21 protein-coding genes are annotated in these 21,549 nt (G+C 69.6%); 10 read left to right on the top strand and 11 right to left on the bottom strand.

Going from position 1 to position 21,549, the window contains the following annotated elements; genetic code table 11:
* Window positions 1-63: 63 nt before the first annotated feature.
* From E5S66_RS09110 to E5S66_RS09100, 3 genes are read right to left on the bottom strand one after another with little or no spacing between them, the layout of a single operon-like run.
* The gene (locus tag E5S66_RS09110) at window positions 64-294 is read right to left on the bottom strand and encodes an RNA-binding S4 domain-containing protein (RefSeq protein WP_028839626.1); all 231 of its coding nucleotides are present in this window, start codon (window positions 292-294) and stop codon (window positions 64-66) included.
* A 36-nt stretch (window positions 295-330) separates the two neighbouring features.
* A complete protein-coding gene (locus E5S66_RS09105; protein ID WP_138348928.1) occupies window positions 331-1,278 on the bottom strand; it encodes a DMT family transporter in 948 nt (315 codons plus the stop codon).
* Between the two features lie 34 nt (window positions 1,279-1,312).
* On the bottom strand, window positions 1,313-2,146 hold the full coding sequence (locus tag E5S66_RS09100) for a DUF72 domain-containing protein (RefSeq protein WP_138348927.1): 834 nt from the start codon (window positions 2,144-2,146) through the stop codon (window positions 1,313-1,315).
* A gap of 93 nt (window positions 2,147-2,239) precedes the next feature.
* Here E5S66_RS09100 and E5S66_RS09095 point away from each other — a divergent pair, with 93 nt between their 5' ends.
* Window positions 2,240-3,898: a serine hydrolase gene (locus E5S66_RS09095; RefSeq protein ID WP_138348926.1), complete on the top strand. Its 1,659-nt coding sequence runs from the start codon at window positions 2,240-2,242 to the stop codon at window positions 3,896-3,898.
* 99 nt (window positions 3,899-3,997) lie between these two features.
* Here the strand turns inward: E5S66_RS09095 and E5S66_RS09090 are convergent, their stop codons facing one another.
* From E5S66_RS09090 to E5S66_RS09075, 4 genes are all read right to left on the bottom strand, one after another.
* Complete coding sequence (locus tag E5S66_RS09090; protein ID WP_138348925.1) at window positions 3,998-4,657, bottom strand: hypothetical protein; 660 nt, start codon at window positions 4,655-4,657, stop codon at window positions 3,998-4,000.
* Between the two features lie 21 nt (window positions 4,658-4,678).
* On the bottom strand, window positions 4,679-5,206 hold the full coding sequence (locus E5S66_RS09085; protein WP_138348924.1) for an RNA polymerase sigma factor: 528 nt from the start codon (window positions 5,204-5,206) through the stop codon (window positions 4,679-4,681).
* A 114-nt stretch (window positions 5,207-5,320) separates the two neighbouring features.
* The gene (locus E5S66_RS09080) at window positions 5,321-6,202 is read right to left on the bottom strand and encodes a PhzF family phenazine biosynthesis protein (RefSeq protein WP_138348923.1); all 882 of its coding nucleotides are present in this window, start codon (window positions 6,200-6,202) and stop codon (window positions 5,321-5,323) included.
* Between the two features lie 30 nt (window positions 6,203-6,232).
* Window positions 6,233-7,099, bottom strand: a complete 867-nt coding sequence (locus E5S66_RS09075; RefSeq protein ID WP_138348922.1) for a PhzF family phenazine biosynthesis protein — start codon at window positions 7,097-7,099, stop codon at window positions 6,233-6,235.
* Between the two features lie 89 nt (window positions 7,100-7,188).
* Here E5S66_RS09075 and E5S66_RS09070 point away from each other — a divergent pair, with 89 nt between their 5' ends.
* The 4 genes from E5S66_RS09070 (at window position 7,189) to E5S66_RS09055 (ending at window position 13,525) form a co-directional block, all read left to right on the top strand.
* On the top strand, window positions 7,189-9,807 hold the full coding sequence (locus E5S66_RS09070; protein ID WP_138348921.1) for a bifunctional aspartate kinase/diaminopimelate decarboxylase: 2,619 nt from the start codon (window positions 7,189-7,191) through the stop codon (window positions 9,805-9,807).
* Between the two features lie 26 nt (window positions 9,808-9,833).
* The gene (gene murL, locus E5S66_RS09065; protein WP_138348920.1) at window positions 9,834-11,195 is read left to right on the top strand and encodes a UDP-N-acetyl-alpha-D-muramoyl-L-alanyl-L-glutamate epimerase; all 1,362 of its coding nucleotides are present in this window, start codon (window positions 9,834-9,836) and stop codon (window positions 11,193-11,195) included.
* Between the two features lie 4 nt (window positions 11,196-11,199).
* Window positions 11,200-12,597 carry a UDP-N-acetylmuramoyl-L-alanine--D-glutamate ligase gene (gene murD, locus E5S66_RS09060; protein ID WP_138348998.1) on the top strand — a complete coding sequence of 466 codons (1,398 nt, stop codon included), beginning with the start codon at window positions 11,200-11,202 and terminating at the stop codon, window positions 12,595-12,597.
* 133 nt (window positions 12,598-12,730) lie between these two features.
* Window positions 12,731-13,525, top strand: coding sequence for a dienelactone hydrolase family protein (locus E5S66_RS09055; protein ID WP_138348919.1), 795 nt, complete (start codon window positions 12,731-12,733; stop codon window positions 13,523-13,525).
* A gap of 39 nt (window positions 13,526-13,564) precedes the next feature.
* Here the strand turns inward: E5S66_RS09055 and E5S66_RS09050 are convergent, their stop codons facing one another.
* A complete protein-coding gene (locus E5S66_RS09050) occupies window positions 13,565-14,563 on the bottom strand; it encodes a polyprenyl synthetase family protein (RefSeq protein ID WP_246037190.1) in 999 nt (332 codons plus the stop codon).
* Window positions 14,564-14,705: 142 nt separating this feature from the next.
* Between E5S66_RS09050 and ssb the strand changes: the two genes are divergently transcribed.
* Together ssb and E5S66_RS09040 are read left to right on the top strand one after the other, a co-directional pair.
* Window positions 14,706-15,254 carry a single-stranded DNA-binding protein gene (gene ssb, locus E5S66_RS09045; protein ID WP_138348918.1) on the top strand — a complete coding sequence of 183 codons (549 nt, stop codon included), beginning with the start codon at window positions 14,706-14,708 and terminating at the stop codon, window positions 15,252-15,254.
* Between the two features lie 41 nt (window positions 15,255-15,295).
* Window positions 15,296-15,805 (top strand): acyl-CoA thioesterase, encoded by a 510-nt coding sequence (locus tag E5S66_RS09040; RefSeq protein WP_138348917.1) that lies wholly within the window; start codon window positions 15,296-15,298, stop codon window positions 15,803-15,805.
* 46 nt (window positions 15,806-15,851) lie between these two features.
* Here E5S66_RS09040 and E5S66_RS09035 read toward each other — a convergent pair whose 3' ends face one another.
* Window positions 15,852-16,499 carry a C40 family peptidase gene (locus E5S66_RS09035; RefSeq protein WP_246037189.1) on the bottom strand — a complete coding sequence of 216 codons (648 nt, stop codon included), beginning with the start codon at window positions 16,497-16,499 and terminating at the stop codon, window positions 15,852-15,854.
* A 146-nt stretch (window positions 16,500-16,645) separates the two neighbouring features.
* Window positions 16,646-17,206, bottom strand: coding sequence for a C40 family peptidase (locus E5S66_RS09030; protein WP_138348916.1), 561 nt, complete (start codon window positions 17,204-17,206; stop codon window positions 16,646-16,648).
* Window positions 17,207-17,268: 62 nt separating this feature from the next.
* Between E5S66_RS09030 and E5S66_RS09025 the strand changes: the two genes are divergently transcribed.
* The 3 genes from E5S66_RS09025 (at window position 17,269) to E5S66_RS09015 (ending at window position 19,502) form a co-directional block, all read left to right on the top strand.
* A complete protein-coding gene (locus E5S66_RS09025) occupies window positions 17,269-17,751 on the top strand; it encodes an FKBP-type peptidyl-prolyl cis-trans isomerase (RefSeq protein ID WP_138348915.1) in 483 nt (160 codons plus the stop codon).
* A gap of 283 nt (window positions 17,752-18,034) precedes the next feature.
* Complete coding sequence (locus E5S66_RS09020; RefSeq protein WP_246037201.1) at window positions 18,035-19,294, top strand: NAD(P)/FAD-dependent oxidoreductase; 1,260 nt, start codon at window positions 18,035-18,037, stop codon at window positions 19,292-19,294.
* Between the two features lie 19 nt (window positions 19,295-19,313).
* Window positions 19,314-19,502: a hypothetical protein gene (locus tag E5S66_RS09015; protein WP_138348913.1), complete on the top strand. Its 189-nt coding sequence runs from the start codon at window positions 19,314-19,316 to the stop codon at window positions 19,500-19,502.
* A gap of 42 nt (window positions 19,503-19,544) precedes the next feature.
* Here E5S66_RS09015 and parE read toward each other — a convergent pair whose 3' ends face one another.
* Window positions 19,545-21,434: a DNA topoisomerase IV subunit B gene (parE, locus tag E5S66_RS09010; RefSeq protein WP_138348912.1), complete on the bottom strand. Its 1,890-nt coding sequence runs from the start codon at window positions 21,432-21,434 to the stop codon at window positions 19,545-19,547.
* Window positions 21,435-21,549: the final 115 nt, after the last annotated feature.

Below are 21,549 nucleotides of genomic sequence, written 5' to 3'. Positions count from 1 at the left end.
CCGCGATTGCCAGTGGCAAGGGTAAACGAGGCGGCCGTGCCCGGCGTGTTCGTGTTTGCGGGGTCAGCTGATGTCGCGCAGGTGGATCAGCACGTCGCCCAGCTGCACGGTCTGGCCGGCGCGGATCTTGGCGGTCTTGCGCTGTTCCGGCAGGCCGTCCACCCGCACCGCGCCGCTGGCCACCAGCTGCTTGCCGGCGCCGCCGGAATCGCACAGGCCGGCGAGCTTCAGCAGCTGGTTCAGCTCGATGTAGTCGCGGTCCAGTTCGAAATCGATGGCCTGGGTTGCCTGCATGGTTGGTGCTCCGTGGCGATGCGTTGGGATGCGGTGTCAGTCGGCGAGGTGGTGGGATTCGCTCACGCCGACCTGTTCGACATGCGCCGGCTGGCGACGGCCGGCCAGCAGGCCCTGCGCGAACACCACGCCGAGGATGATGGCGACGCCGAGGTAGAAGCGCGGCGACAGCTCCTGCTGTTCATTGAACAGCACCGCCGCCAGCACGATGGCGTAGACCGGCTCCAGGTTCACCGACAGCTGCGCGGTGAAGGCGGACAGGTGGCGCAGCGCCACCAGGCAAAGCGCGAACGGCAGCAGCGTGCAGGCCAGCGCCAGCAGCACCAGCCACAGCGTGTCGGTGGTGGAGGGCAGCACCAGCAGCGGGCCGGAGAAGGCGGGCACCAGCAGCGGCATCAACGGCGCCAGCAGGGTCAGCATCAGGGTGCCGGCGCCCAGTTCCAGCGCGGTGACGGTGAGCGGATCGCCGCCGTCGACCATGCGCTTGTTGAGGGTGCCGAACAGCGCCACCAGCGCGGCCGAGGCCACGCCGGCCACGATCCCGGCATGCATGCCGGCGGGCACGCCGCCGACCACCAGCCAGATCCCCGGCAGCGAGGCCAACCCCAACAGCAGGTCGCGCGGCTGGAACTTCTGCCGGGTAAGCAGCGGCTCGATCAGCGCGGTCATCGGGGTGGCAAAGGCGATGCAGGTGGCGGCCACCGAGGCGTTGGCCAGCTTGATCGCGCCGTAGAAGGTCAGCCAGTGCAGCGCCACCAGTGCGCCGATCCCGGCATAGGCCCAGCGGCTGCGCGCCGGCATCGCGCGCAGTCCGCGCCAGACCTTGGGCAGCAGCGCCAGTGCCGCCACCACGATCAGCATCCGCCACCACACCAGTGGCAGCGCCGGCAGCGTGATGAGTTTTCCGAGGATGGCGGTGAAGCCCCACAGCAGCACGCAGAAGTGGATCTGCCAGAGGGCGCGGGTGGTGTCGGGGTTTCGCATCCGCGCATTATCGCGGGCAACGACCCGCCTGCGCTTACCCGCGTCGGCCGCCCAGCAGTCCGATCATGGCCATCGCGGCCGCCGGGTTGCGCTCCTTGGCGGCGCTGATGAACAGGATGAAGACGTCGCGCGCACTCGCGGGCGGCGGCGGGTCGGCCGACAGCCGCGGCAGGTCCGTGGGCTCGCCACCTGCCGCCCACAGGCGCGCGCGCTGCAGCCATTGCGCCAGCGCCTGCGGGCTGTAGCCGCTGGCGATGGCGCTTTGCGAGCGCATCAGGCGGGCATAGACGAAGTCGGCGGACAGGTCCGCGAACGAGGGGTGTTCGGGCGAATCGGTGAACACGGTGGCGAATCCGTGCCTGCGCGCCAGCGCCACCAGCCCGGCATCGACGAAGCCCGGATCGCGCACGTCCAGCACGTGCCGCAGGCGACGGTTGCCGACGCTGTTCGGCAACAGCGCGCAGAACGCTTCGAACGCCCCGGCCTCCAGCCGGGTGCCGGCATCGAACTGCCACACCAGCGGGCCCAGCTTGGCGCCCAGTTCGGCGATGCCGGCGACGAAATCCTCGATCTGCGGCCCGGTCTTCTCCAACGCGCGCGCCTGCATGATCCGCTTCGGCGCCTTGGCGGAGAACATGAAGCCAGGCGGCGTTTCATCGCGCCACTTCGCATAGGTCGCGGGCTTCTGGGTGCCGTAGTAGGTGCCGTTGATCTCGATGCAGCTGAGCTGGCGACTGGCGTACTCCAGCTCGCGCCGCTGGACCAGCCCCTGCGGGTAGAAATTGGCCCGCCACGGCGCGAAGGTCCAGCCGCCGATGCCGACCCGGATGCCGTCGATCGCAGCGACGCCGTCATCGAACATGTCCATCGCCGCAGCATAGCGCGCATGACCGATGGCGCATCGCGCCGGATCATCCGCGCCGGCATACTCGGCGCTTTCTATCCTCGAGGAAGCCCCGTCATGCGCATCGCCCCGCTGGCCGTCGCCCTGGCCCTGACCCTTGCCACCGCCGCGCCGGTGTCGGCGCAGCAGGCCGAGCGCACGGTATCGCGGCCGTTCCTGATCGACGACACCCGCGCGCCGCTGGCTGCGCCGCTGCCGGATGCGGCGCGGCTGGCCCGCTTCGATGCCTACGTCGAAGCGGTGCAGAAGCAGTTCGACGTGCCCGGCGTGGCGGTGGCCATCGTCAAGGACGGCCAGGTGGTGATGGCGCGCGGCTACGGCGTACGCGAATTGGGCAAACCCGCCAGCGTGGACGAGCACACCATGTTCGCCATCGCCTCCAACACCAAGGCGTTCACCGCCGCGGCGCTGAACATGTTGCAGGACGAGGGCAAGCTGAAGACCACCGACCGGGTCATCGACCACCTGCCGTGGTTCCGCATGAGCGATGCCTACGTGACCCGCGAGATGCGCATCCGCGACCTGCTGGCGCACCGCAGTGGCCTCAGCCTGGGCGCGGGCGACCTGCTGTACTGGCCCACCACCACCTACACCACCCGCGAGGTGGCGGAGCGGCTGAAGGACGTGCCGCTGACGGGCGGCTTCCGCGAGCAGTACGCCTACGACAACATCCTGTTCGGCGTCGCCGGGCTGGTGGTGGAAGCAGCCTCCGGCATGTCGTTCCAGAAGTTCCTGGAAACCCGCATCTTCGACCCGCTGGGCATGAAGGAGACGCGCTTCAACAGCGACGGCCTCAAGCCCGGCGACAACGTGGCGGTGGGTAACGCCAAGTTCGACTTCAAGGACCTGCGCCCGGTCGGCGTGACCAGCTGGCGCAATGTCTCAGGCGCCGGCGGCATCTATTCCAGCGTGCACGACATCGCCAAGTGGATGAACGTGCAGCTGGCCGGCGGGATCATTTCAGGCGAAGGCGACAAGGCCAGGCGGCTGTTTTCCGAAGCGCGCCAGCGCGAGATGTGGACGGTGCTGACGCCGATTCCGTCCGGCAAGTCGTCGATCCCCGAGCTGATGCCGGCGGCGGCCAATTTCGTCGGCTACGGGCAGGGCTGGCAGCTGTCCGACTACGCCGGCCACAGGCTGGTCTGGCACACCGGCGGCTGGCCGGGGCAGGTGTCGCGGCTGACCCTGGTGCCCGAGCGGAAGCTCGGCGTGATCGTGCTGACCAGCGCCGAGGTCGGCGTGGCCTTCAACGCGATCACCTACGAAGCCATGGACATGATGCTGGGCAAGACCGGCAACGACTGGCTGAAGGGCTATGCCGCCGCGTTCGCCAAGGCCCAGGGCAACGCCGACGAGGACTGGCAGAAGCACGTCGCCGCGCGCGATGCCAACAGCAAACCTTCGCTGCCGCTGGCGAAGTATGCCGGCACTTACCGCGACCCGTGGTACGGGGACGTGCTTGTGCGCCAAGGCAAGAACGGGCTGGAGATGCAGTTCAGCAAGACCGCAGAATTGCTGGGTGACATCGAGCACTGGCAGCACGACAGCTTCATCGTGCGCTGGCGCGACCGCGGCCTGAACGCCGATGCCTTCGTCAATTTCGCGCTGGATCCCGACGGCAACATCCGCGAGCTGCGGATGGAGCCGATCTCGCCGCTGACCGACTTCAGCTTCGACTTCCAGGACCTGCGGCTGGTGCCGGTCAAGGCGCCCTGATTCCGGGGCCGCTGCGGCGGTTGCCGCGTGGATGACGAACGAAACCGGCCGCGATTGCGGCCGGCTTCTTTTTTCGGACGATGTTGCGTCAGTGCGGACTCAGTCGCGCTCGAAATTCTCGAGGTCGTCGAGCAGGTGCAGGCTGCGGCGGATGCCGCCGGTGCCGTCGTCGATGCGGGCATGCAGGCTGTCGGGCTTGCCCGCCGCGCGCGCGGCCCACGCCCAGGTCGCCAGCGTGCCGACCACGCCCAGGCCCAGGCTGATCCAGATCCAGGCCGGGGTGGTCGCGGCGGGCGGTGTCGGCGCCAAACCGGCGAAGCCGATCACCACCACCACCCACAGGATCCACCACGGCGCGCCGCACAGGTTCGAGTTCAGCATCTGCAGCCGCAGCAGCAGGCGCAGGCGCTTCTGGATGGCGAGGACGGGCGCGGCGAGATCGATGCCCGCGGCCAGCCCGGTGAGGATTCCGGCAAAGGCGATGTTGAGGACGCCGAAGGCGTGCAGGGTGATGCCCGCCGCCAGCAGTCCGGGGATGTCGAGGTTGCGCTTCCAGCAGGCCACGCCCAGCAGCACCAGCCCGATCCCGAGCAGCGCCTGGAACAACAGGCCGATATGCAGCGGGCGCAGATTGCGGCGGGCCTGGTGCAGCCGGTGTTCGCGCAGCAGTTCCAGCTGCAGGCGGTCATGGCGGGCCAGTCGTGCGTCCAGCGCCTGCCAGGCGGATTTGAAGTCGTCGAGTTCCATGGCGGTGTCCATCGTCGTGTGCATGGTCGTTGCTCAGAAAGCGTCGCGGATGCGCTGTTTCAGCCGCCCGATCTTGGTGGAGACATTGCTTTCGCTGATGCCGAGGATCTCCGCGATCTCGCGCTGCGGCCGGTCGTCGAGGTAGAGCAGCAGCAGGGCGCGGTCCAGCGGCGGCTGGCGGGCGATGAAACCCTGCAGCAGGCGCAGGTGCTGTGCCTGTTCCGGGTCGGCGGCATTCGCATCCGCCACGTCGTGCAGGGCATCGTCCAGCGGCACGGCGTCGTGCCGGCGCCGCAGTTCCTGCTGGCGCAGATGGCCGATCGCCACGTTCAGCGCGATCCGGTACATCCAGGTGCTGACGCTGCGGGCCGGGTCGTACCTGGGCCAGGCGTGCCATAGCTGCGCGGCGATTTCCTGCGCAAGGTCGGCGCGGTCCTCGGCGCCGCGCGCATAGCTGCCGGCGATCTTGAACACGATCCCGGCGTGTTGCTGCAACAGCGTGCCGAAGGCGGCGCGGGCGTCGGGCGTGGTCATGGCGGCAATGGAGGTGAGTGTAGTCATGGAAACCCCGGCGCGGCCTTCGCGCCTCTCGATTCCATGATTCGCGCCAGCGCGGAAAATCTCACACGCCCCGGCAGGACGACCGCCGCGCCGCAGCGGCCACCCGCCGGAAGATCAGGCCTCCGGCCACTCCAGTACGCCCGTCACCACCATCGCCGCGCGGCCGCCGGACCAGACTTCGCCGTCGGCATCGACGGTGAGTTCGATGATGGCGTCATGGCCCACTTCGCGGCCCTGGCTGACGCGGTAGAAGCCGTTGCCGCCGGGCAGGGCGTCGCGTTCGGCCAGCCACGCGGCCAGGGTTGCGTTGGCGGCGCCGGAGGCGGCGTCCTCGAAGCGCGCCGGTGCGCCGACGAAGGCGCGCACGGCGTAGTAGTAGACCGGATCATCGCTGCGCGCATAGACGAACAGGCCCATGCTGTCGCTGGCCTCGGCCAGCGCGGCGATGGCGTCCCAATCGGGTTCGGCGCTGCGCAGGTGCGCTTCGCTGGCCAGTTCCACCAGCCACCAGCGGCGACCGCCGTCCATCAGCACCGGCGGCAGCGCGCCCAGCTGCAGGCCGGCCAGCGCGGCGGCCAGGCGGGTGTCGTCGGCCGCGGCGATTTCCTGCACGCGTGCGCGCGGCGTGCGCACCGCCACCGTGCGTGCGGCGCCCTCGCCATGCACGCGCAGCGGCAGGTTGCCGGCGATGCCTTGCTGCACCAGCAGTCCGTCGCGCGGTGCCACCAGCCCCGCGTCCAGCAGCGCATAGGCGGTGCCGACGCTGGGGTGGCCGGCGAATGGCACCTCCCGGCGCGGGCTGAACATGCGGATGGCGTGGGTTGCGTCCGGCGTGGTGGGCGGGAACACGAAGGTGGTTTCCGGCAGCCGCGTCCAGCGCGCGATCGCCTGCATGGTGGCGTCGTCCAGTCCCTGCGCCTCCAGCACCACGGCCAGTGGGTTGCCGTCGCCGGGACGGGAAGCGAACACATCGAGTTGCACGTAGCGACGCGGCATGGCGGTGGGGTGCCTGAGGGGCCGCGCAGGTTACCAGTCCAGCGTGCCGGCGATCACCTGCTGCACCCGGCCGCCGATCCAGACTTCGCCGTCGGTATCCACGCGCACCGCCACGCGGCCATCGCGGCCCAGTTCGCGGCCCTGGCTGGCGACGTAGGCGTGGCCGCCACCGGGCAGCCGGCCCTGCCGGTGCAGGCAGGCGCCGATGGCCGCGTTGGCGCTGCCGGTCACCGGATCTTCCGGCACGTTCACCGCATCGCCGGGGCAGAACGCACGGACTGCCAGCTGATGGTCGTCGCCATCCTCGAAGGCGAACACCGCCACCCCGGTGGACGCAGTGGCGTTGCTCCATGCGGCGATCCCGGAGAAGTCCGGGCGCAGGCTGCGCAGCTGGGCGGCCGACGCGGCCTCCAGCAGCCACCAGCGCGGGCCGTTGTCCCACAGCGCGGCCGTGCTGCCCGGCGCGGCCAGCGCCTCCAGCCCGGCCGGCAGCGTTCCTTGGTGGCGGGCCAGCTCGCGCGCACGCGGGCTGCGCACGGACGGCAGCAGGCGCGTGCCTTCCGCTTCGATCCGCACCGGCAGCAGCCCGGCGCCGCACTGCTGCACCAGCGCACCGTCGCGCGGCTGCGCCAGGTCCAGCTGCGCTGCCGCCCACGCCGCGCCCACGCTGGGATGACCGGCGAACGGCAGCTCGCTGCCGGGGGTGAAGATGCGGATGCGGTAGTCGGCACCGGCGTCGGGCGGCAGGAAGAACACCGTCTCCGACAGGTTCAGCCAGGCGGCCAGCGCCTGCATCGACGCGGTGTCGAGGTCCTGCGCGTCCAGCACCACGCCCAGTGGATTGCCCTGGCCGGGGCGGGCGGCGAAAACGTCCAGCTGCATATAGCGACGTGCCATGTTGCGATGCGTCAAGGTGGCGGAAGAGGCCGCTAGAATGCCGCAGGCCCGCGCGAGCGGCATCTTTCCCTCATTTCGACCCAGGACCCATGTCCATTTCCTCCCACGCGCCCGATGATCGCTGGCTTGTCCTCAAGTTCGGGGGCACCTCGGTTTCGAAACGCACGCGTTGGGACAACATCGGGAAACTGGCGGCGGGACGCGCCCGTGACAACGATGCGCGGGTGCTGGTGGTGGTGTCGGCGCTGTCCGGCGTCACCAACGAGCTGACCGCGATCGCCGATGGCGCCGCCGACAGCGCGGAGCGGGTGGCCAAGCTCGACGCGCGGCATCGAGATTTTGTCGCCGGGCTCGATCTCGATGCCGACACGGTGCTGGGTGAGCGGCTGGCCGCGCTGCACGGCCTGCTGGCCGACCCGCGCGCAGCCACGCGCACGCTGGACTGGCAGGCCGAAGTGCTGGGGCAGGGCGAGCTGCTGTCGTCCACGATCGGGGCTGCCTACCTGCGCGCGCAGGGGCTGGACATCGGCTGGATGGATGCGCGTGACTGGCTCGATGCGCTGCCGCCGCAGCCCAACCAGAGCGCCTGGGCGCAGCGGCTGTCGGTGAACTGCCGCTGGCAGGGCAGCGCCGATTGGCGGGTGCATTTCGCCTCCCAGCCCACCCGGCTGCTGATCACCCAGGGCTTCGTCGCGCGGCATCAGGACGGCGGCACCGCGATCCTCGGGCGCGGCGGCTCGGACACCTCGGCCGCCTATTTCGGCGCGCTGCTCGGCGCCCGCCGGGTGGAGATCTGGACCGACGTGCCCGGAATGTTCAGCGCCAACCCGCGCGAAGTGCCGGACGCACGCCTGCTCACGCGATTGGACTATTACGAAGCGCAGGAAATCGCCACCACCGGCGCCAAGGTGCTGCACCCGCGTTCGCTGCGGCCCTGTCGCAACGCCTGCGTGCCGATGGCCATCCTCGACACCGAGCGCCCGCACCTGCCCGGCACCAGCATCGATGACACCGCCGCGCCGGTGCCGGGGGTGAAGGCGATCAGCCGCCGCAACGGCATCGTGCTGGTGTCGATGGAAGGCATCGGCATGTGGCAGCAGGTCGGCTTCCTTGCCGACGTGTTCGCGCTGTTCAAGCAACACGGCCTGTCGGTGGACCTGATCGGTTCGGCCGAAACCAACGTCACGGTGTCGCTGGACCCGTCGGAAAACCTGATTTCCACCGACGTATTGGCGCGGCTGTCGGCGGACCTGGCGCTGGTCTGCCGGGTCAAGGTGATCGCGCCCTGCGCGGCGATCACCCTGGTCGGGCGCGGCATGCGCTCGCTGCTGCACAAGCTGCAGGACGTGTGGGCGATGTTCGGGCGCGAGAACGTGCACCTGATCTCGCAGTCGTCCAACGACCTCAACCTGACCTTCGTGGTGGATGAAGCCGCCGCCGACGGCATGCTGCCCAAGCTGCACGAAGCGCTGATCGACTCCGGCGCAATGCCGGTGCACGAAACGGATGTGTTCGGCCCGCGCTGGCGCGAGATCGAAGGCACGTTCCGGCCGCGGCCGGCGCCGTGGTGGCAGGCCCCGGCCGAGCGCGAGGCCCTGCTGCGGCTGGCGCAGGCGGGTACGCCGCGCTATGCCTATCACCTGCCCACGGTGCGCGCACGCGCTGCCCAGCTGAAGGCGATCGCGGCGGTGGACCGGCGCTATTTCGCGATCAAGGCCAACCCGCACCCGGACATCCTGCGCACCCTGGCGGACGAGGGCTTCGGCCTGGAATGCGTATCGCTGGGCGAGATCGAACGCGTGTTCGAAGCGCTGCCCGGCCTCGATCCGCAGCGCGTGCTGTTCACCCCCAGCTTCGCCCCCATCGGCGAATACGCAGCCGCGCTGGCGCGTGGCGTCACGGTGACGGTGGACAACGTCGAGCTGCTGCAGCGCTGGCCGGAAGTGTTCCGCGGCCGCGCCCTGTGGCTGCGGATCGACCTCGGCCACGGCGACGGCCACCACGAGAAGGTCAACACCGGCGGCAAGGAGGCCAAGTTCGGACTGTCGGCGCAGCGGGTGGACGAATTCGTCGATGCCGCGCGCGCGCTGGACGTGCGCATCACCGGCCTGCACGCGCACCTGGGCAGCGGCATCGAAACCATCGGGCATTGGCAGGAGGTGGTGGACGAGCTGGCCGGCTTCGCCCGCCGCATCGGCAGCGTGGAAGTACTGGACATCGGCGGCGGCCTGCCGATTCCCTACACCGACGACGACGAGCCCTTCGACCTCGATACCTGGGCAGCCGGGCTTGCCGAAATCAAGGCGGTGCATCCGGCCTTCCAGCTGGCGATCGAGCCCGGCCGCTTCCTGGTGGCCGAAGCCGGCGTGCTGCTGGCGCGCGCCACCCAGGTGGTGGAGAAGGACGAGGTGCTGCGGGTCGGGCTGGACGCAGGCATGAACGCGTTGATCCGCCCGGCGCTGTACGACGCCTGGCACGACATCCACAACCTGTCGCGGCTGGACGACGGCGCGCTGCGCGATTTCGACGTGGTCGGGCCGATCTGCGAGTCCAGCGACGTGTTCGGCCACCGGGTCAAGCTGCCCGCCGCCACTTCGCCGGACGACGTGATGCTGATCGCCGACGCCGGCGCCTACGGTTTCAGCATGGCCAGCGCCTACAATCTGCGGGCGCTGCCGGCGGAAACCGTCCTTCCGGATGCGGCTTGAGCCGCACAGCGAATCAACGAGCAACCATGACCGACTGGATTTTCAACCGCGACGCCATCCGCACCTTCCGCTTCGTCCGCTGCGCCTTCGACGCGCAGACCGGCGTGGCGCACCTGGTGTATGCCTTCGACGACGGCCCCGAGCTGACCGAAACCGTCACCGTGCCCGGCGCGCCATTCGTGCTGGACGCGGCCCGCACCGAGGCCGCGCAACGCGCGCTGCGCCTGCTGCATCTGATCGCCGGGGTGAGCTACTACAAGGCGGCGGTGGCGGGCGAGATCCGCATCGACGGCTACGCCATCGACGCCGACACCGCGGCGCTGCTGGAAACCGTCTACCGCAACGGGCTGGGCGAATTCGCCTACCGCAACGGGTTGGACCTGCGCGGGAAGATCCGCTTTCCGGCTGACGCTGCACCGTCGCAGCCCGTGCCAGCACTCGGCTTGCGCGCGCACGCGCTGGTCGCCATCGGCGGCGGCAAGGATTCGCTGGTCAGCATCGAGGCGCTGCGCGCCGAGGGCGTGGAGCAGACGGTGACGTGGATCGGCGGTTCGCAGCTGATCGCCGCCTGTGCCGCACACACCGGCCTGCCCACGCTCAACATCGGCCGCCAGCTGGCGCCGCAGCTGTTCGACTACAACCGCCAGGGCGCGTGGAACGGCCATATCCCGGTGACCGCGGTGAACTCGGCGATCATGGCCTTCGCCGCGGTGCTGTTGGGCGTGGATCAGGTGGTGTTCTCCAACGAACGGTCGGCCAGCTACGGCTCGCAGATCCCCGGCACCGGCGAGGTCAACCACCAGTGGTCGAAGGGCTGGGCGTTCGAGTCCGCGTTCGGCGACTACCTGCAGTCGCACGTGGCCGCCGACCTGCACTACTACTCGCTGCTGCGCCCGCTGAGCGAGCTGGCGGTGGCGCGGCAGTTCGCCAGGACCGACCGTTACGACGCGCATTTTTCCAGCTGCAACCGCAACTTCCACATCCTTGGCGAGCGGCCCACCAGCCGCTGGTGCGGGGTCTGCCCGAAGTGCCATTTCGTGTTCCTGGCGCTGGCGCCGTTCCTGCCCAAGCTGCGCCTGGTCGGCATCGTCGGCCGCAACCTGCTGGACGACCCGGCGCAGGTCCCCGGCTTCGACGCGCTGCTGGAATACGGCGACCACAAGCCGTTCGAATGCGTGGGCGAAGGCCGCGAGTCGCGCGCGGCGATGGCGCTGCTGGCGCAGCGTCCGGACTGGCGCGAGGACGCGGTGATCCGGCGCTTCGCGCGGCAGATCCTGCCGCAGCTGGACGCTGGCCCGCTCGCGCTTGAGCCGCTGCTGGCGTTGGACGATGAGCACCGCATCCCCGCCGCGCTGTGGGAGCGCCTGCGTGCCCGCTTCGCTGCCTGAGCGGCTGCGCATCGCCGACCTGTCCGGCCGCCGCGTGGCGCTGTGGGGCTGGGGTCATGAAGGCCGCGCTGCCCGTGCGGCGTTGCGCGCGCACCTGCCGCAGCAATCCCTGACGCTGTTCTGCAGCGAAGCCGAGGCTGCGGAAGTGGCCGCGCTGGGCGATCCGCTGCTGTCCATCGAACACGCCGCCACGGGCGAGCGCCTGGCCGCATTCGACGTGGTGGTGAAGTCGCCCGGCATCAGCCCGTACCAGCCCGAAGCGGCCTATGCCGCGCAGCAGGGCACCCGCTTCATCGGCGGCACCGCGCTGTGGTTCGCCGAGCGCGCCGATGCCGCGGGCGAAGTGGCCAATGCCATCTGCGTGACCGGCACCAAGGGCAAGAGCACCACGTCCTCGCTGCTGGCGCACCTGCTGCGCGCGGCGGGATTGCGCACGGCGCTGGCCGGCAACATCGGCGTGCCGCTGCTGGAATTGCTGGACGGCCATGCCGATGCTTGGGCCATCGAACTGTCCAGCTACCAGACCCGCGACGTTGCCGCTTCCGGCGCACGCCCGCGCATCGCCATCGTCACCAACCTGCACCCGGAGCATCTGGACTGGCACGGCAGCGAGGCGCGCTACATCGCCGACAAGCTGGCGCTGGTGACGCAGGCAAAGCCGCGCATCGCCGTGCTCAACGCCGCCGACCCGCTGCTGGCGAAGCTGCAGCTGCCCGACAGCGAGATCCATTGGTATGGCGATGCACGCGGCTGGCATCTGCGCGAGGACGCGCTGTATCGCGGCGAAGCTTTCATCATGGACACCGTCGCGCTGCCGCTGCCCGGTCGTCACAACCGCAGCAACCTGTGTGCGGTGCTGACCGCGCTGGAAGCCTTCGGGCTGGATGCCGCCGCGCTGGCCGCACACGCCGCCAGCTTCCAGCCGCTGCCCAACCGGCTGCAGCCGCTGGGCGAAAAGGACGGCTATCTCTACGTCAACGATTCCATCAGCACCACGCCGATGGCCACGCAGGCGGCGCTCGACCTGTATGCCGGGCGCGACGTCGCGGTGCTGGTCGGCGGCCATGACCGTGGCCTGCCCTGGGACGAGTTCAGCGACGCGATGCGCGTGCGTGCGCCGCGCGCCGTCATCACCATGGGCCAGAACGGGCCGCGCATCCACGCGCTGTTGATGCTGGTCGCTGCGCAGGCCGGTTTCGTGCTGGAAGCCGCGTGCGATCTGGCCGAGGCAATGGACAAGGCGCGCGCGGCCCTGCCCGACGGCGGCGTGGTGCTGCTCTCGCCCGGTGCGCCCAGCTTCGGGCCGTACCGCAATTACGTCGAACGCGGCCGCCACTTCGCGCGGCTGGCCGGCTTCGATCCGGACGCGATTTCCGGCATCCAGGGCATGGGCATCGCCTGAGCCTCGGACATGTCCGAGGCGGCGGGCGTTGGCGTGTGCTGCGCAGCTCGAACCCCGGCGGGCAAGGCAAAATTTCACGGTGGTTGAACCGGATTCGGGTAGCGTAAGCCGGTCATCCATCGGGAGCCCCGCCATGCGTCGTTCGCTGCTCGCCCTCGCGCTTTCGTTTGCCGCCTTGCCCGCGTTCGCGGCCATGCAGGCCAAGCCGGTCGAATGGACGGTGGGCAAGGACCGTTTCAGCGGCTACGTGGTCTATGACGATGCGTCGACGGCGAAGCGGCCCGGGCTGGTGATGGTGCCGAACTGGATGGGCGTCACCGACGATGCGGTGGCGCGCGCCAAGGCGGTGGCCGGGGCCGACTACGTGGTGCTGGTGGCGGATGTGTACGGCAAGGGCAGTCAGCCCGCCAACGCGGGCGAGGCTGGCAAGCTGGCCGGCGGCCTGCGCGGCGACAATCGCAGCGCGCTGCGCGCCCGCATCGACGCCGCCGTGGCCACGTTGAAAACGCAGGCTGGCAGTGCGCCGCTGGATGCGGAAAAGATCGGTGCGTTCGGCTTCTGCTTCGGCGGGTCCACCGTGCTGGAGCTTGCGCGCAGCGGCGCCGAGCTGGCCGGCGTGGTCAGCCTGCACGGCGGGCTGGCGCCCGGCGCGAAATCGGCGACTGCCGCGGCGGTGAAGACGCCGTTGCTGGTGCTGAATGGCGCCGACGACAAAGCGGTTCCCGACAGCGACATCGTCGCCTTCGAGCAGGAGATGGACGGCGCCGGCGCGGACTGGCAGTTCGTCGATTTCAGCGGCGCGGTGCACTGCTTCGCCGAGCCGTCGGCCGGCAGCGATCCCGCCAGCAACTGCCGCTACGACGAGCGCGCGGCCAGGCGCGCCTACCGGATGATGGCGGACTTCTTCCGCGAGCGGTTCGCGCTGTAGGGCAGCAGTGAGCCGGCGTGCCCGCTGCCGCGGGCCGGGTCAGTGGTCGCGGTTGACCGAATAACGAGCCAGCCCGCGCAGCGCATCGATATGGGCATTGCCCGGCAGCGCCGCCAGCGCGGCGTCGGCGGCATCGGCGTATTCCATTGCCCGCGCGCGGCTGTAGTCCAGGCTGCCGCAGCGGGCAATCGCCGCCTGCACCGTGGCCAGCCCGTCCAGGTCGCCGTGCTCGACGATCCGCCGCAGCTCGGCGCGCACGTTGTCGTCGCTGTGCGCCATCGCGTGGATCAGCGGCAGGGTCATCTTGCCTTCGGCCAGGTCGTCGCCAAGGTTCTTGCCCAGGGTGGCGGCGTCGGAGGCGTAGTCCAGCACGTCGTCGGCGATCTGGAAGGCGTAGCCCAGCGCCAGCCCGTAATCGCGCAGCGCCTGCTGGCTGGCTGCGTCGGCGCCGGCCAGCAGCGCGCCCAGGCGGGTGGCGGCGGCGAACAGGATCGCGGTCTTGCGCTCGATCACGCGCAGATAGGCGGCTTCGTCGGTGTCCGGGTTGCGCACGTGCAGCAGCTGCAGCACCTCGCCCTCGGCGATCATGTTGGTGGTGTCGGCAAGGATCTTCTGCACGTCCATCCGCTCCAGCTCCACCATCAGCTGGAAGCTGCGCGAATACAGGAAATCGCCGACCAACACCGAGGCGGCGTTGCCCCAGACCGCATTGGCGGTGCTGCGGCCGCGGCGCAGGTCGGATTCGTCGACCACGTCGTCATGCAGCAGGGTCGAGGTGTGGATGAATTCCACCACCGCGGCCAGCTGGTGGGCATCGGCGCTGCGATGGCCCAGCGCGCCGGCCGCCAGCAGCAGCAGCATCGGCCGCAGCCGCTTGCCGCCGGCGCCGACGATGTACTCGGCGATCTGGTTGACCAGCACCACGTCCGAGGCCAGCCGGCGGCGGATCAGCGCGTCCATCGCGGTCATGTCGGGCGCGGCCAGGGCCTGGATCGCCGTAAGGTCGGGCGCGGCATGCGCGAGGTCGGGAGCGGTCATGGGCAGGATCGGCGGGGAATGCCGAAGTATAAGCGGTAGGGTGGTTTTCCGACCCCGCGGCGCGGCGTCGGCCGGCTGGCGCCGGCTATACTTCGATGCCATCGTCCACCCCGGGCGAGATGAAAAAACAGCGAGGCAGCACATGGCACGCGGCGTGAACAAAGTGATCCTGGTCGGCAACCTCGGCAACGATCCCGACGTGAAGTACACCCAGGGCGGGATGGCGATCACCACGCTGAGCGTGGCCACCACCAACGTGCGCAAGGACAAGGACGGCCAGCAGATCGAGAAGACCGAATGGCACCGGGTCAAGCTGTTCGGCAAGCTCGGCGAGATTGCCGGCGAGTACCTGAAGAAAGGCCGCCAGGTCTATATCGAGGGACGCCTTGAGTACGGCTCCTACGACAAGGACGGGGTCAAGCACTACACCACCGACATCATCGCGGACGAGATGCAGATGATCGGCGGCGGTGAGGGCCAGCGCGGTGGCGGCGAGGGTGGCGGTGGCTACCAGCAGCGCGGCGGCGGCGAAGGCGGCGGCTACCAGCGTGGCGGTGGCAGCGGCGGTGGTGGTGCCTACGGCGGCGACCGTCCGCAGCGCAGCGCTCCGGCCCAGCGCCGCGAACCGGCGCAGGCACCGGCCAAGCCGGCCTTCGACGACGTGCCGTTCGACGACGATATCCCGTTCTAGGACCTACCTGCCGCCGCGCCTCGCGCGGCCGGGAGTTGAGCATGAGCGGACGCCAGCGCCAGTTGAGCATGGGCTTCCTCGCCGAGCCGTCGGACGTGAACTTCGGCGGCAAGGTGCACGGCGGGCAGGTGATGCGCTGGATCGACCAGGCCGGTTATGCCGCTGCGGTCGGCTGGAGCGGCCACTACAGCGTCACGGTGGCGGTGGGCGGGATCCGCTTCGTCGCCCCGATCCGGATCGGCGATCTGGTCGCGGTGCAGGCCACCCTGATCCACACCGGCACCACCTCGATGCATTTCGCGGTGGACGTGCGCGCCCGTGACCCGCGCGCCGACGAGGCCGATGCGCGGCTGTGCACCCACTGCGTGATCGTGTTCGTGGCGCTGGATGCGCCGGAAGGCGCGCCGGTGCCGGTGCCGCCGTGGCAGCCGCGCAGCGAGGACGATCGCAAGCTGGCCGAATACGCGCAGCAAGTGATGGCGCTGGGCCGCGACGTGGAGCAGGCGGTGGCGCGCTACCGCCAGGCCGCCGTCGACGCCCGCAAACAGTGACGCCGCCCGCAGGCGGCGTCATCGGCACGGATTGGAGACTGCCGGCTCAGCTGCCGGCGGCCACGCGCCGCGCTTCCAGATACTTCTGTGCCCAATAGCCGCTGGTCAGGCTGGAGACGGTGACGTCGCGGCCGGTGCGCGGCGCGTGCAGGAACTTGCCCTCGCCGATGTAGATGCCGACGTGGTCGATGTGGCCGCGCTTGCCGAAGAACACCAGATCGCCTTCGGCCAGCGCGTCGCGGCTGGCGACCTTGGTGCCTTCATCGGCCATCGCGCGCGACACCCGCGGCAGGTCGATGCCGATGGTGCGGAACACGTAACCCACCAGGCCGCTGCAGTCGAAGCCGCTTTCCGGCGAGCTGCCGCCCCAGCGATACGGCGTGCCGAGCAGGGAGAACGCGCGCTGCAGCACGGTCTTGACCAGCGACGGACTGGTCGGCGCGTCCTTGGCCTTCTGCAGGATGGCCAGCTGGGCAGCCAGCGGCGCGGTATCGGGGGTGGCGATTGCGGCCGGGGCCGGCAGCGCCAGCGCAGCGGCCGATGCGGCCTGCGGTGCAGGATCGGCCTTGGAAATCGCGGGATTCATCGCCAGTGCCGGCAGGCTGCCCGCCACGAGGGCCAGGGCAAGGGCCAGTCGGAGCACGCGGCGGGAGCGCGGTGCGGAATGGCCGTGGTGCAGGTTCGCTGTCTTCACGCGGTCATCACGAAGCAAAAACAGGGGCGACTATGCCTGCGATGACGGGTCGGGAAGTTCAGAAACTGTTAGCTGGCGCAAGATGAATAGGCAGGAATTCACATATCCATCATCGGGATGCGAGCTTTCGTGACGGGATTCACGTTTCACTTCAGCAGCCGTCTCGCCCCGGAGTAATGGTCGATCCACCAGTGTCCGTCCAAGGAATCAAGCCGGACCGTACCGCCGCTGCTGGGCGCATGGACGAAGCGGCCTTGGCCGACGTAGATGCCGACGTGGCTGACCTGGCCGGCGCTGCCGAAGAACACCAGGTCGCCGCCGGCCAGCCGTTCCGGACGGATGCGCGGGCCCTGCAAGGCCGCCAGTTCGCGGGTGGTGCGCGGCAGGCGCAGGTCCAGCATGTCGCGGAACACGTAGCCGACCAGGCCGCTGCAGTCGAAGCCGCCCTCGGGGGTATTGCCGCCGTAGCGATAGGGGGTGCCGACCAGGCTGATGGCGCGCATCAACACCGCGTTGGCCCTGGCCGGATCGGCCGGCTCCACCATCGGCCAGTCGCGCACGACGGCGCGTGGCGGCGCGTGACGGGTGGTTTCGCCGCCGCCGCAGCCGGCCAGCACGGCGGCCAGCAGCAGGGCCGGCAATGGCGCAAGCGCGGCGCAGCGCCGATAATGCGCGCCCGGTCGCTGGATGCAGTCGGCTGGTTCCATCCCTCGCAGTGTTGCCGCAACCGCATGCGGCGGCAAGCGCCCAACCGATTGGCAGGCACATCATGAAGATCGAAAAAGACCGCGTTGTCCGTTTCCACTACGCCGTGGCCGAAGCCGGCAAGGAGCAGCTGGAAAGCTCGAAGGTGGTGGGCGAGCCGCTGGCCATCCTGTTCGGCCGCGGGCAGATCATCCCCAGTCTGGAAAAGGCGATGGACGGCCGCGAAGCCGGCGACAGCTTCAAGGCCGCGGTCACCGCCAGCGATGCCTACGGCGAGCGCCGCGACGGCCTGAGCCAGCGCATTCCCAAGAAGCACTTCGGCGAGCAGAAGCTGGCTCCGGGCATGCAGGTGGTGCTCAACACCAACTTCGGCCCGCGCGCGGTGACCATCCAGAAGGTGGGCATGAGCGTGGTCGACGTGGACCTGAACCACCCGATGGCCGGCAAGGACCTGGAGTTCGACATCGAGATCATCGAAGTGCGCGAGGCCAGCGAGGAAGAAATCGCCCACGGCCACGTGCATGGCGAGGGCGGCCACGCGCATTGATCCATGCGCAGCATGGATCAATGCCGAAGTTTGCCGTGCAAACTTCGGGCCCCGGCTGTTAGCGGCCAGACCCCCATTCGCGCCTACGGCGCGAATCGCCCCCTGACTCAGGGGGCTGGATGAAAGCATCATCGCGAACGGCCCGCAATGCGGGCCGTTCGCGTTTACGGATCGCGGACATGGCGCCATGCCGCTGCGGGCAGGTGGTGGGCTGTCCCGCCGGCCTTGGGGCCGTGATAATGGGCGATCTTTCCAGCGGACGCCGAACATCGTGAGCGCAACCATCGCCGAAGAATCCATCGATTGCCTCGTGGTCGGAGCCGGCGTGTCCGGGCTGGCCACCGCGCTGGCGCTGCTCGACGATGGCCGCGAAGTGACGGTGATCGACGCCGGCAAGATCGGCGCCGGCGCATCGCATGGCAACTGCGGCACGCTCACCCCCAGCCACGCGCCGCCGCTGGCCGGGCCGAATACGCTGCTGCGCGCCGCGCGCTGGATGTTCACCCCCGACGCACCGCTGTACATCAAGCCGACGCTGAACCCCGACACCCTGCGCTGGATGCTCGGCTTCATGCAGCGCTGCAACCACCGTGACTACGTGGCCAGCGCCCGCGCCAAGTACACCCTGCTGTCGGATTCGCGCCAGCGCATCCAGCAGTGGGTGGAACGCTACGCGCTGGACTGCGAGTTCGCCGAGACCGGCGAGGACTACGTGTTCAAGACCCGCCGTGACATGGATCGCGAACTGGGCGACGTGCCGCTGCTGCGCGAGCTGGGCGTGGACGTGGAGATCGTCGAAGGCCGGGATTACGAAGCGCGCGACCCTGCCTTCAAGCCCGGCCTGGCCGGCGCCATGTGCTTCCGCGGCGACGCCGCGCTGCGCCCCGACCGCTACGTGGCCGAGCTGGCGCGAGTGGTGCGCGAGCGCGGCGGGCGGGTCATCGAACACTGCGCGCTGCAGTCGCTGGACTCCGGCGCACAGGGCGTGCTGGCCACCACCGCGCAGGGGCGGCTGCGCGCGCGCGACGTGATCCTGGCCACCGGCGCATGGTCGCCGCAGATTGCCAATGCGGTCGGCCTGCCGTGGCTGCGCAAGACCATCCAGCCGGGCAAGGGTTATTCGATCACCTACAGCTCGCCGCCGCTGGCGCCGAAGCGGCCGGTCATCCTGTATGAACCCTCGGTCTGCGTGACCGCCTGGGGCAGCGGCTACCGGCTGGGCAGCACGATGGAATTCACCGGCTTCGACGACAGCCTCAACGAGAAGCGGCTGGGCGCGCTGGAGCGCGGCGCGGCGCAGTTCCTGCACCATCCGGTCGGTCCGGAGGTGCGCGAGAAGTGGTGCGGCTGGCGGCCGATGAGCCGCGACGACATCCCGCTGATCGGCCGCGCCCCCGGCCATCCGCACCTGTGGATGGCGGTCGGCCACGGCATGATGGGGGTGAGCATGAGCGCCAGCACCGGCCAGCTGCTGGCCGACATGATCGCCGGCCGCACGCCTTGCGTGAACCCGGCGCCATTCGATCCGGTGCGGTTCGCCTGATCTGCCAGGGAGCCCGATGATGACCACCAGCAAGGCCCGCAGTGACTTCCGCATGCGCCTGCTGGCGCTGGCGATCCTCGCCGCCGCGGCCTGGCTGGTCTACTGGCTGCTGGGCAAGTTGTTCCCGTCCGAGCTGCACGCCACCGCTGGCTGGCTGGTGGCGCGGTTGCATGCGTTGATCCGCTGGGTCAGCGGCTGGATCGCTTAGCGCTGCGCGGCATCGCGGCGCAGCGTGCGTCGACGCTGCGGATCAGACTTCCAGCGTCGCCAGATCGCCCTTCTGTTCCAGCCAGCTCTTGCGGTCGGAGGCGCGCTTCTTGGCCAGCAGCATGTCCATCAGCGAGCGGGTGGCGGTGTCGTCGTCGACGGTGAGCTGCACCAGCCGGCGGGTGTCCACGTGCATGGTGGACTCGCGCAGCTGCTGCGGGTTCATTTCGCCCAGGCCCTTGAAGCGGGTGACGTTGATCTGGCCCTTGAGCTTCTCGCGCTGGATCTTCTCCAGCAGCAGGCGCTTTTCCTCTTCGTCCAGCGCATAGAACACCTGCTTGCCCACGTCCACGCGGAACAGCGGCGGCATCGCCACGAACACGTGTCCGGCGGCGACCAGTGCGGGGAAATGCTTCAGGAACAGCGCGGTGAGCAGGGTGGCGATATGCAGGCCGTCGCTGTCGGCGTCGGCCAGGATCACCACCTTGCCGTAGCGCAGGCCGTCGATCTCGTCCTTGCCGGGATCGCAGCCGATGGCGACCGCCAGGTCATGCACTTCCTGCGAGCCCAGCACCTGCCCGGAAGCCACTTCCCAGGTGTTCAGGATCTTGCCGCGCAGCGGCAGGATGGCCTGGAAATCCTTGTCGCGCGCCTGCTTGGCGCTGCCGCCGGCGGAGTCGCCTTCGACCAGGAACAGCTCGGTGCGCGACAGGTCCTGCGAAATGCAGTCGGCAAGCTTGCCGGGCAGGGCCGGGCCCTGCGTCACCTTCTTGCGGACGATCTGCTTTTCGGTCTTCAGCCGCGCCGAGGCGCGCTCGATGGCCAGCTGCGCGATCTTCTCGCCGAACTCGGTGTGGGCGTTGAGCCACAGGCTGAAGGCGTCGTGCGCGGCGCCCTCGACGAAACCCGCGGCCTGGCGCGAGGACAGGCGTTCCTTGGTCTGGCCGCTGAACTGCGGGTCGGTCATCTTCAGCGACAGCACGAAGGCGACCCGGTCCCACACGTCCTCCGGCGCCAGCTTGACCCCGCGCGGCAGCAGGTTGCGGAAGTCGCAGAACTCGCGCAGGGCGTCGGTGAAGCCGCTGCGCAGGCCGTTGACGTGGGTGCCGTGCTGGGCGGTGGGAATCAGGTTGACGTAGCTTTCCTGCACCAGCTCGCCTTCCGGCAACCAGGCCACCGCCCAGTCCACCACCTCGGTGTCCTTCTTCAGGCTGCCCACGAACAGCTCCGGCGGCAGCAGCTCGCGGCCGTCCAGTTCGCCCTTCAGGTAGTCACGCAGGCCGTCCTCGTAATACCACTGCAGGCGCTCGCCGCTGGCCTCGTCGAACAGGTTGACGGTCAGGCCGGGGCAGAGCACCGCCTTGGCGCGCAGCAGGTGCTTGAGCGCGCGCAGGTTGAACTTCGGGGTGTCGAAATACTTCGGGTCGGGCCAGAAGCGCAGCCGCGTGCCGGTGTTCTTCTTGCCCACGCTGCCGACCACCGACAGCGCCGATGCGCGGTCGCCGTCGGCGAAGGCCATGTGGTATTCGCTGCCGTCGCGCTTGATGAACACGTCGACCTTGTTCGACAGCGCGTTGACCACGCTGACGCCGACGCCATGCAGGCCGCCGCTGAAGGTGTAGTTCTTGTTGCTGAACTTGCCGCCGGCGTGCAGGCGGGTGAGGATCAGTTCGACGCCGGGGATCTTCTCCTCCGGGTGGATGTCCACCGGCATGCCGCGGCCGTCGTCGGACACTTCGCAGCTGCCGTCGGCGTGCAGGGTCACCTCGATGCCGCGGGCATGCCCGGCCAGCGCCTCGTCCACCGCGTTGTCGATGACTTCCTGCGCCAGGTGGTTCGGGCGGGTGGTGTCGGTGTACATGCCGGGCCGGCGCTTGACCGGGTCCAGACCGGAGAGGACTTCGATGTCGGCGGCGTTGTAGCGGGTGTTCATGCGTGCGTGCTGCAGGGGGACGGCGCAGGATGGTCGCCCCGCCTGCCGCGGTCAAGGTTGAACGCGGCCGCGAACCGTGCCACGTCGCGGGTGGATGGCGGGAAGGCGCGCGGGC

The sequence above is a fragment of the Thermomonas fusca genome, assembly GCF_005862345.1.
GTDB classification, from domain to species: Bacteria; Pseudomonadota; Gammaproteobacteria; order Xanthomonadales; family Xanthomonadaceae; genus Thermomonas; species Thermomonas fusca.
The sequence above is the reverse complement of the archived record's forward strand: the minus strand, read 5'-3'. Positions and strand labels throughout refer to the sequence as shown.

Excerpts from the sequence above, each read along its gene's own strand:
- E5S66_RS09090 (WP_138348925.1), bottom strand. The coding sequence starts at position 4,657 with ATGGACACCGCCATGGAACTCGACGACTTCAAATCCGCCTGGCAGGCG.
- E5S66_RS09075 (WP_138348922.1), bottom strand. The coding sequence starts at position 7,099 with ATGGCACGTCGCTATATGCAGCTGGACGTTTTCGCCGCCCGCCCCGGC.
- E5S66_RS09110 (WP_028839626.1), bottom strand. The coding sequence starts at position 294 with ATGCAGGCAACCCAGGCCATCGATTTCGAACTGGACCGCGACTACATC.
- E5S66_RS09025 (WP_138348915.1), top strand. The coding sequence starts at position 17,269 with ATGAAGATCGAAAAAGACCGCGTTGTCCGTTTCCACTACGCCGTGGCC.
- E5S66_RS09100 (WP_138348927.1), bottom strand. The coding sequence starts at position 2,146 with ATGGACATGTTCGATGACGGCGTCGCTGCGATCGACGGCATCCGGGTC.
- E5S66_RS09040 (WP_138348917.1), top strand. The coding sequence starts at position 15,296 with ATGAGCGGACGCCAGCGCCAGTTGAGCATGGGCTTCCTCGCCGAGCCG.
- E5S66_RS09030 (WP_138348916.1), bottom strand. The coding sequence starts at position 17,206 with ATGGAACCAGCCGACTGCATCCAGCGACCGGGCGCGCATTATCGGCGC.
- E5S66_RS09105 (WP_138348928.1), bottom strand. The coding sequence starts at position 1,278 with ATGCGAAACCCCGACACCACCCGCGCCCTCTGGCAGATCCACTTCTGC.
- E5S66_RS09050 (WP_246037190.1), bottom strand. The coding sequence starts at position 14,563 with ATGACCGCTCCCGACCTCGCGCATGCCGCGCCCGACCTTACGGCGATC.
- E5S66_RS09070 (WP_138348921.1), top strand. The coding sequence starts at position 7,189 with ATGTCCATTTCCTCCCACGCGCCCGATGATCGCTGGCTTGTCCTCAAG.
- ssb (WP_138348918.1), top strand. The coding sequence starts at position 14,706 with ATGGCACGCGGCGTGAACAAAGTGATCCTGGTCGGCAACCTCGGCAAC.
- murL (WP_138348920.1), top strand. The coding sequence starts at position 9,834 with ATGACCGACTGGATTTTCAACCGCGACGCCATCCGCACCTTCCGCTTC.
- parE (WP_138348912.1), bottom strand. The coding sequence starts at position 21,434 with ATGAACACCCGCTACAACGCCGCCGACATCGAAGTCCTCTCCGGTCTG.
- E5S66_RS09095 (WP_138348926.1), top strand. The coding sequence starts at position 2,240 with ATGCGCATCGCCCCGCTGGCCGTCGCCCTGGCCCTGACCCTTGCCACC.
- E5S66_RS09085 (WP_138348924.1), bottom strand. The coding sequence starts at position 5,206 with ATGACTACACTCACCTCCATTGCCGCCATGACCACGCCCGACGCCCGC.
- E5S66_RS09055 (WP_138348919.1), top strand. The coding sequence starts at position 12,731 with ATGCGTCGTTCGCTGCTCGCCCTCGCGCTTTCGTTTGCCGCCTTGCCC.
- E5S66_RS09015 (WP_138348913.1), top strand. The coding sequence starts at position 19,314 with ATGACCACCAGCAAGGCCCGCAGTGACTTCCGCATGCGCCTGCTGGCG.
- E5S66_RS09080 (WP_138348923.1), bottom strand. The coding sequence starts at position 6,202 with ATGCCGCGTCGCTACGTGCAACTCGATGTGTTCGCTTCCCGTCCCGGC.